Source organism: Streptomyces sp. NPDC058964 (genome assembly GCF_042741275.1).
Classification (GTDB): Bacteria; Actinomycetota; Actinomycetes; order Streptomycetales; family Streptomycetaceae; genus Streptomyces.
Genome location: NZ_JBHYKH010000382.1, coordinates 1 through 8812, shown reverse-complemented (window position 1 = coordinate 8812; position 8812 = coordinate 1). Strand labels below are relative to the sequence as shown.

The following is an 8812-nucleotide window of genomic DNA, read 5'->3' as shown; positions in this document are numbered from 1 at the left end:
CCTACGCCCTGCGCCGCCGGGCGCTCGGGCGGGAGCTGGCCGCGCGGGGGATCGCGTCGTGCGGGGCGAGCGGGATGAACCTGTGGGTGCCCGTGCGGGACGAGTCGGCCGTGGTGAACGGGCTGCGCTCGTACGGCTGGTGGGTCGCGGCCGGAGCGCGGTTCCGGCTGTCGTCGCAGCCGGGGGTCCGGATCACGGCGGCCGGGCTGGAGCCGGCCGACGCGGTGCGGCTGGCCTCGGACTTCGCCGCCGTGCTCGGCGAGTCCGCGGCCACCTACGGAGGCTGACCGGGTCGTCCGGGCAGGTCAGGCGCGCTTTCGGGCCAGGTCCTCGTAGAAGCCCAGGAGATCCAGGTTGTCGATGGAGCCGGGGTTGACGGCCTTCTCCAGGGGCGTGCCCTGGAGGAGTCGCTTGACCGGGACCTCGATGCGCTTTCCGGTCAGGGTGTGCGGGACGCCGGGCACCTCGATGATCTCGTCGGGGACATGGCGCGGGGAGAGCTGTTCGCGAATGGCCTGCTTGACGCGGTTCAGGAGGGCCTCGTCGAGCACGGCGCCCGGCACGAGGTGCACGAACAGCGGCATCCAGTAGCCCCCGTCGGGCTGTTCGATGCCGATGACCAGCGATTCCTTGATCTCCGGGAGGCGTTCCACGACCTCGTAGATGTCGGCCGATCCCATGCGCACGCCCTGGCGGTTGAGCGTGGAGTCGGAGCGGCCGTGGATGACGACGGATCCCCGGGAGGTGAGGGTGATCCAGTCACCGTGGCGCCAGACACCGGGGTAGGTGTCGAAGTAGCTGTCGTGGTAGCGGCTGCCGTCGGGGTCGTTCCAGAAGCGGATCGGCATCGAGGGCATGGGGTTGGTGACGACCAGCTCGCCCACCTCGTCGACGAGGGGTTGTCCGCTGGGGTCCCAGGACTGCAGATCGGTGCCCAGTCCTGGTGCCTGGAGTTCGCCGGTGTAGACGGGCAGGGTCGGCACCGCCCCCGCGAAGCAGGAGCACACGTCGGTTCCACCGCTCACGGAGGCGATCCACAGGTCGTCGCGGACCTCGTCGTGCAGCCAGCGGAACCCGTCGGGCGGCAGGGGTGAGCCGGTGGTGGCGACGCACTGCACCCTGGAGAGGTCGAAGTCGCGCGAGGGGTGCACGCCCGCCTTTCGGCAGGCCATGACGTACGCCGCCGACGTGCCGTACAGGGTGGCTCCGGTGCGTTCGGCGACGCGCCACTGGGCGCCGGTGTCCGGGTAACCGGGACTGCCGTCGTACAGGACGATCGTCGTGCCCGTGAGCAGGCCGGAGACGAGGAAGTTCCACATCATCCAGCCGGTCGAGGTGTACCAGAAGAAACGGTCTTCGGGGCCCAGGTCGCAGTGCAGGCCGAGCTGCTTGAGGTGCTCGACCAGGATGCCGCCCTGGGACTGGACGATGGCCTTCGGCAGGCCGGTCGTGCCGGAGGAGTAGAGCACCCACAGGGGGTGGCCGAACGGGACCTGCTCGAAGACGGGCTCCGTCTCGGCGGACGTGAGGGCCGACCACTCCAGGGCGCCGTCGGGCGCCTCTGTGCCCAGCAGCGGGATGTGCACGACGGCGCGCAGGGTGGGCAGCTCGCGACGCAGTTCGGCGACGGCCTCGCGGCGGTCGTGCTCCTTGCCGCCGTAGCGGTAGCCGTCGACGGTGAACAGGACGACGGGTTCGACCTGCTGGAAGCGGTCGAGGACGCTGCGGGCTCCGAAGTCGGGTGCGCAGGAGGTCCAGACGCCGCCCACGGCGGCCGTGGCGAGCAGGGCGACGACGGCCTGCGGGATGTTGGGGAGGTAGCCGCTGACCCGGTCGCCGGGGCGTACGCCGAGGGCGCGGAGTTCGGCGGCGAGGGAGCCCACCTGACGGCGCAGCTCGGACCAGGTCACCGGGCGCGGCTCGTGGCTCTCGTCGACGTACAGGAGGGCCGGTTCGTCCGCGCGGGTCTCCGCCGCGCGCAGCGCGTGCTCGGCGTAGTTCAGGGTCGCCCCGGGGAACCACTCCGCTCCGGGCATCGCGCGGTCGCCCAGCACGCGCGCGTAGGGCGTGGAGAACCGTACGTCGAACCACTCCGTGACGGCCTTCCAGAAGGTGTCCAGCTGGTCGACGGACCAGCGGTGCAGTGCCGCGTAGCCGCCCTCGGACGGGGCGCCGTGGTGCTCTGCCGCCCAGGCCTGGAACCTGGTGATGCGTGCCTGGGCGATGCGTGCCGGATCGGGCTGCCAGAGGGGCAGGGGGTTCGCGGTCGACATTGGAGCGGCTCCCGGACTGTGCGCGTTGTGTGCGTCGCTCGCGCACGGGCTGGGTTGTGCGCGTGACGCGGCTGACAGGGACGATGCCATGTGATCGACTTCTACACCAGGGTGCCCCCCACATAGTCCGTGTCGTGAAGATGTGGCCCTGGCACGGGTGAACGGCAGTTGAACGACACACGCGTGTGGGGCGGTCAGTGGCAGGGTGAACAGCATGGACGGTCGTGACCTGGTGCGTTCGGTGAGGGTGGTCGGTTCGGCGAGGGTGGCACGGGGGTTTCGTACCGTACGGGCCGCGTGGCGCATGCGGCGTACCGACGCCGTCGGGCTGCCGCCGCGGGGTGTCGAGCGCGCCCGGGTGCCCGGAGTGGTGCAGGGAGCGGAGCCGGGGCCCGGGGGCGGTGTGATCCGCTTCGGCCGGTCCGAGCTGAGGATCGTGGTCACCGTGAACGGGGCCGTCTTCTGGGGCTGGGACGGGGCCGGACCCGAGCCTTCGTATGCGCTCGCGGGGCGCTGCCCCGAGCCGGATCCGCGGGCGGTGCTGGAGCCGGACAAGGACGGCGGCTGGCGGGTCGTGGCGGAGCGGGCGACGGTGGTCGTCTCGCGGCACGGAGCGGTCGAGGTGTGCACGCCCGGGGGCGTGACGCTGCGGCGGGACCTGCCGCCACGCTGGTGGGAGCCGGTCGGCGGGGGCACTGCGCGCTGGATGCAGCGGTCGGAGGTGGCCGCCGACGCGCGCTTCTTCGGGCTGGGGGGCCGCGCGGCAGGGGTCCGGCTGCGCGACGGGTCGTACCGGCTGTGGAACACCGACCCGGGGCACGCCTTCGGCCCGGGTGACGATCCGCTGTACATCACGATGCCCGTGCAGTTGGTGGTGGCCGACGCGGCAACGCACCTGGTCTTCCACGACTCCTCCTGGGACGGGAGGGTGACGCTGTGGGAGGGCGAGGAGGGCGCCGGGTCCGGCCATGACCGGGCCGGACGATGCGAACTGCGGATGGAGGGCGGCCCGCTGCGCTGCTGGGTGATCGTGGGCACCCCCGCGCGCGTGCTGCACGCCTGGGCCTCGCTGACCGGGGCGCCCGCGCTGCCCCCGGGTTGGGCGCTCGGTCACCAGCACGCGCGGTGGGGTTTCGGCAGCGAGCAGGAGGTGCGGCGGATCGTCGCCGGCTACCAGGAGCGCGATCTGCCGCTGGACGCCGTCCATCTGGACATCGACCACTACGACGAGCACCAGGTGTTCACGGTCGATCACGAGCGCTTCCCGAAGCTGCCGGGGCTCGCCGAAGACCTGCGGCGGGACGGGATCCGGCTGGTGTCCATCGTCGACCCCGCGGTGAAGGCCACTCCGGGCAACGCCGTGTACGACGGCGGCTCGGCCGTGGACGCCTTCGTGAAGGACGCCTCGGGGCGGCTGGTGCAGGGGGTGGTGTGGCCCGGCGAGTCGGTGTATCCGGACTTCACGCACGCGCGCGTGCGGAAGTGGTGGGGCGGGCTCTACGAGGAGCGGCTCGCGCAGGGGTTCGCCGGGTTCTGGCACGACATGAACGAGCCCACGTCCTTCAACGCCTTCGGCGAGTCGACGCTGCCGCGCTCGGCGCGGCACACCCTGGAGGGCCGCGGTGGCGACCACCGGGAGGCGCACAACGTGTATGCGCTGTGCATGGCGAGGGCGGGTTACGAGGGGTTGCGGGAACTGGTCCCCCGGGAGCGGCCGTTCCTGTTCTCACGCTCCGGCTGGGCCGGAATGCAGCGCTACGGGGGCACGTGGTCCGGGGACGTGGCCACCGGCTGGCCGGGGCTGCGGGCATCCCTGTCGCTCGTCATGGGCCTGGGGCTGTGCGGGGTGCCGTACTCGGGGCCGGACGTGGGCGGGTTCGACGGGAGCCCGTCACCGGAGCTGTATCTGCGATGGTTCCAGCTCGGCGCGTATCTGCCGCTGTTCCGGACGCACGCCAGTCTGCGTGCGGGGCGCAGGGAGCCCTGGGAGTTCGGCGCCGAGGTGCTGGAGCACGCGCGCGCGGCGCTGGTCGAGCGCCGGCGTCTGCTGCCGTACTTCATGACGCTGGCGCATCTGGCGCGGCGGACCGGCGCGCCGTACGTGCGGCCGCTGTGGTGGGGCACTCCGGAGGACCGGGCGCTGCGCGACTGCGAGGACGCGTTCCTGCTGGGCGACTGTCTTCTGGTCGCGCCGGTGCTCGATCCGGGCGCGGACCGGCGTGCGGTGCGGCTGCCCCGGGGGCGCTGGTACGACACGGTGACGGAGCGGGTCTACGAGGGTCCGGGGCAGGTTCTGGTCGACGCTCCGCTGTCGCGGATTCCGGTACTCGCGCGCGCGGGGGCCGTCGTGCCCGTGCGGAGCGACGACGGCGGCACGGCGTTGGAGGTGTGGGCGCCTGTCCGTGGCCGGACCGGTGGTGGGCTGGTGGTGCCGGACGCGGGCGACGGGTGGGACGAGCCGGAGATCGAGCGCTACGTCGCCCGCTGGGCGGGCCGGCGGGTGGTGGTCACGCGGGAGGGCGAGGACGGTGTGGGCGAGCCGCCCTACCCGGTGCGCATACGTGGGCTGGGGTGAGCTGCCGGCTCAGTACCGGCCCTCGAACCAGGCCCGCGCGGCCAGTGTGTGCAGCGGGAAGGCGAGTTCCTCCGGCCTGCGCAGCAGGTGCCAGCCCTCCGTCTCGTCCGTCGCGCCGGACGGTGGGAGCGCGTCGGCCGGGCGTTCCGGGAGAAGGCCGAAGAGCAGCAGGTGCCCGTCGGGCGAGCTCATCGCGTCGACGAGCCGTACGTCGCGGCTGGCGCCTTCGATGCCCGTCTCCTCCTTGAGTTCACGGACGACGGCCTGTCGCCAGTCCTCGCGGTCGTCGATGTAACCCCCTGGCAGCGCGACGCCCCCGCGCGCGGGGCCGATTGTCCGGGTGATGACGACCAGGGCGGTGCCCTTCGTGTCGTACACGGGCTGGAGGGCGACGGCGACGGGCAGCGGGTTGCGGTAGGCGACGGCCGCGCAGGCCGCGCAGGTGCGGGGCCAGCCGGAGATGCCCTCTCCGTAGGGCGCTCCGCAGCTCGAACAGTGCGAGTCCTGAGCGGAGTTGGAAGTTGCGTGCTGAATTTCGGACACGCGCGGACTGTATCCGATCGCAGGAACGACGTCTTCCGGAAGTTTGACCGGGGCTCGGCGGAGCGGAACGGAAGGGGCGGCCAGGACCACCCCCGTCGGCCCCGGCCACCCCTCCCGATACCACGACGCCCGAGCGGAGCTTCCGGTTCTCGCTCGCGGCCTGCCGATTCGCGGTTGCCCGTGGCACACTTCTGACGTTCCATCAGATTCTTTGCTCTGGAGGGGCTTTGACGCGCACACGCATGCCTGCGGTCTCCGGTTGGTTCACCGGCGAGGGGGACGCGTTCCGGCTCCTCGGCACCCGGTGTTCGGCCTGCGCCTCGGTCCACTTCCCGCGCGAGGACGTCCACTGCCGCAATCCGGGATGCCCGGGCGGCGACCTGGAGGAGGTACCCCTGTCACGACGGGGTCGGATCTGGTCGTACACGGACACCCGGTACCGGCCCCCGTCACCCTATGTGAGCGATCCGGAACTTCCGTGGGAGCCGTACGCGTTGATCGCGGTGGAGCTGGAACCCGAGCGGATCGTGGTGCTGGGGCAGGCGGTTCCGGGCGTCACCGTCGCCGACCTGACGGTGGGCATGGAGGTGGAGGTCGTCCCCGGAGTGCTTCACGAGGACGGGGAGACGGCCTGGACGACGTGGAACTGGCGGCCGACGGGGGTGACGGCATGACGGCGGACGTGGCGGTGCTCGGCGTGGGCATGCACCCCTGGGGCAAGTGGGGGCGCGGCTTCGTCCAGTACGGGGCGGTGGCGGCACGCGCGGCGCTCGCGGACGCGGGCATTCGGTGGCAGGACATCGGCTCGATCGTCGGCGCGGACACGGTGCGCGGCGGCTATCCGGGGTATGTCGCCGGCGCGACGTTCGCGAAGGCCCTGGGCTGGCAGGGAGCCCGGGTCACCAGCGTGTACGCGGCGTGCGCGTCCGGCGCGCAGGCGGTCGCCGCCGCTCGGGCGCAGATCCTCGCCGGGCTCGCGGACACGGTGCTCGTGGTGGGTGCGGACGCGGCACCCAAAGGGTTCTTCCGGCCGGCGGGCGGCGACCGGCCCGACGATCCGGACTGGCAGCGCTTCCGGCTGCTGGGAGCGACGAATCCGGCGTACTTCGGGCTGTACGCACGGCGGCGGATGGCGCTGCACGGCGACACCCCGGAGGACTTCGCACTGGTCAAGGTGAAGAACGCCGCCCTGGGGGCGCTGAACCCGTACGCACGCTACCGCAAGCGGGTCACGGCGGAGGAGGTCGCCGCCTCCGCCGTGGTCGCCGATCCGCTGCGGCTGCTCGACATCTGCGCGACCTCCGACGGCGGTGCCGCGCTGGTGCTGTCCAGCCTGGAGTTCGCGCGGCGGCACGGCGTGACGCGACCCGTGCGGATCCGGGCGGTGTCCACGGTCACGCCGCGCTACCCGAGCACGGTGCCGGACCTGCCGGACATCGCCACGGACTCGGCGCTGGCGGTGGACCCGCCGGACGAGACGTTCCGGGCATCGATCGCCCGGGCCGCCTACGAGGAGGCGGGCACGAGCCCCGAGGACCTCTCCCTGGCCGAGGTGTACGACCTGTCCACCGCCCTGGAGTTGCAGTGGTACGAGGACCTCGGACTGTGCGGCGAGGGCGAGGCCGCGAAGCTGTTGCGGGAGGGCGCGACGGCACCGGGCGGGCGCATACCCGTGAACGCGAGCGGCGGCCTGGCCTCCTTCGGCGAGGCGGTGCCGGCCCAGGCGCTCGCCCAGGTCTGCGAGCTGACCTGGCAGTTGCGGGAGGCGGCGGGCGACCGGCAGGTCGCCGGGGCGCGCGTGGGGATCACGGCCAACCAGGGTCTGTTCGGGCACGGCTCGTCGGTGGTCGTGGTGCGGTGAGAAGTGGACGGCGGGAGCAGGGTGACCGGGGGAGTTCCGGGTCTTCCACACGCTGAGTGATCGACCGGGAATCGTGCGTGAACGTCTCATGAACTGGCACAGGGCGTACGCCCGCAGCGACATCATGCTCCCGTGCACTCCTGGACGGATACGCTCCGATTCGCCTTCCAGCCGGTGGTCAACCTGACGACGGGCGGGGTCGCCGCACTGGAGATACTCGCGCGCCCGGAGACCGGCGACATACTGGCCGAGGCCAGCCGGGACCCCGAACTCGACGGCACACTAGCGGTGCTGGCCTTCCGCTCGGCGGCTCGCAAGGAGACGCTGTTGCCGCTGCACGTCAACGTGTTCGCGGCCACCCTGGCCGACCTGGGCGGCCTCACCCGGCTCCGAGACGCCGTACGCGCGGCCGGCCGTATGCCCTGGGAGGTGACACTGGACATCGTGCCGCCCTTCACGCATGTGCCGCAGCGGGCCCTGCTGGAGGCGGTCGCCGCAGTGCGCGACCAGGGATTCCGGATCAGCGCGGACGGGATCGGGGACGGGGACGTGCCCCTGCGGCTGCTCACCGACATGTCTCCGGACCTGGTCAAACTGGACGCCTCCCTGGTGACGCGGCCGGCCGCAGTACGGGCAATGCGGACCCTGTGCGAGCAGATCGGCGCCCTGGTCGCGGTCGAGGGCGTGGAGACCGAACGGCAGTGCACGGCCGCCCTGTCGGCGGGTGCACAGCTGGCGCAGGGTGATCTGTTCGCGCCACCGGCCCGGATCCCCGCGGCGGACGTATACATTCCGCCCCGCCGCCCCGGTGCCGTGACCGTTCCCCGGCCGGGACCGTCGGTGCGCGAGTTCGTGCGGCCCGCCGCGCTGCTGCCGGTCACCGCGTCGGCGGGCCAGGTCCGGGCGCTGCTGACCGGTTCGCCGGATGTGTCCGGGGTCCTGCTCGTGGACCCGGCCGGGATGCCGGTCCGTTCGGTGCACCGCTCGCGCTTCCGGCTGTCGATGTCCGCCCCCGACCGGCCCGCGGCTAACCTCGGGGACGCGCCCCGCCCGGTCGGCGTGGACGCCACCGCCTGGGAAGTCCTGGACGTGGTGGCGGTCAGCGGTCGGGGCCGCACCTCGGACGACGTGACGGTCGTCGACGAGCGCGGGCGGTGCGTGGGCGTCGTACGGCTCGCGGATCTCGTACGGGCACTGGCCGAGACCCGGGTCGAGGAGGCGGCCGGGCTCAACCCGCTCACACGGCTGCCCGGTTCGGACGCGATCACCGGCGAGATGGATCGATGGATCGCGGGCGGCCGGACGTGCGTGCTCAGCTGGCTGGACATCGACCACTTCAAGCAGGTCAACGACGGTGCCGGGTTCGCGGCGGGCGATGAGCTGATCCGCTCGGTCGGACGGGCGCTGGTGCGCGCCGCGTCGGGGAACACGCGCGTGGGACACATCGGCGGTGACGACTTCCTGGTGCTCGCGGACGAGGACGGGCTCGATCCGCTGGTCACCGCCGTGCTCGACGCGCCCTGGTCGGCGGGCGGCCGTCCCGTCACGCTGTCCCTGGCC

The 8812-nt window shown here is 72.6% G+C and carries 6 protein-coding genes and 1 pseudogene; 5 read left to right on the top strand and 2 right to left on the bottom strand.

The annotated features are described in order from the left end of the window. A pseudogene (locus ACFW2E_RS33900) lies at window positions 1-287 on the top strand (GntR family transcriptional regulator); the annotation flags it as partial. An 18-nt stretch (window positions 288-305) separates the two neighbouring features. Here the strand turns inward: ACFW2E_RS33900 and ACFW2E_RS33895 are convergent. Beyond that, entirely contained in the window at window positions 306-2273 is a 1968-nt protein-coding gene (locus ACFW2E_RS33895) for an acetoacetate--CoA ligase (RefSeq protein ID WP_384471866.1), read from the bottom strand. A 214-nt stretch (window positions 2274-2487) separates the two neighbouring features. Here ACFW2E_RS33895 and ACFW2E_RS33890 point away from each other — a divergent pair, with 214 nt between their 5' ends. Then, window positions 2488-4848, top strand: a complete 2361-nt coding sequence (locus ACFW2E_RS33890; protein ID WP_384471863.1) for a TIM-barrel domain-containing protein — start codon at window positions 2488-2490, stop codon at window positions 4846-4848. Window positions 4849-4857: 9 nt separating this feature from the next. Here the strand turns inward: ACFW2E_RS33890 and ACFW2E_RS33885 are convergent, their stop codons facing one another. Further along, window positions 4858-5391, bottom strand: coding sequence for an NUDIX domain-containing protein (locus ACFW2E_RS33885; RefSeq protein ID WP_384471860.1), 534 nt, complete (start codon window positions 5389-5391; stop codon window positions 4858-4860). 242 nt (window positions 5392-5633) lie between these two features. Between ACFW2E_RS33885 and ACFW2E_RS33880 the strand changes: the two genes are divergently transcribed. The 3 genes from ACFW2E_RS33880 to ACFW2E_RS33870 form a co-directional block, all read left to right on the top strand. Beyond that, entirely contained in the window at window positions 5634-6065 is a 432-nt protein-coding gene (locus tag ACFW2E_RS33880) for a Zn-ribbon domain-containing OB-fold protein (RefSeq protein ID WP_384471858.1), read from the top strand. Next, complete coding sequence (locus ACFW2E_RS33875) at window positions 6062-7252, top strand: lipid-transfer protein (RefSeq protein WP_384471855.1); 1191 nt, start codon at window positions 6062-6064, stop codon at window positions 7250-7252. The genes ACFW2E_RS33880 and ACFW2E_RS33875 overlap by 4 nt, the downstream gene beginning before the upstream one ends. A gap of 132 nt (window positions 7253-7384) precedes the next feature. After that, window positions 7385-8812 (top strand): EAL domain-containing protein (locus tag ACFW2E_RS33870; protein WP_384471852.1); only part of this gene is annotated, 1428 nt, incomplete at its 3' end.

Coding starts and splice junctions, on each gene's coding strand:
- ACFW2E_RS33875 (WP_384471855.1), top strand. CDS start 6,062: ATGACGGCGGACGTGGCGGTGCTCGGCGTGGGCATGCACCCCTGGGGC.
- ACFW2E_RS33890 (WP_384471863.1), top strand. CDS start 2,488: ATGGACGGTCGTGACCTGGTGCGTTCGGTGAGGGTGGTCGGTTCGGCG.
- ACFW2E_RS33895 (WP_384471866.1), bottom strand. CDS start 2,273: ATGTCGACCGCGAACCCCCTGCCCCTCTGGCAGCCCGATCCGGCACGC.
- ACFW2E_RS33880 (WP_384471858.1), top strand. CDS start 5,634: ATGCCTGCGGTCTCCGGTTGGTTCACCGGCGAGGGGGACGCGTTCCGG.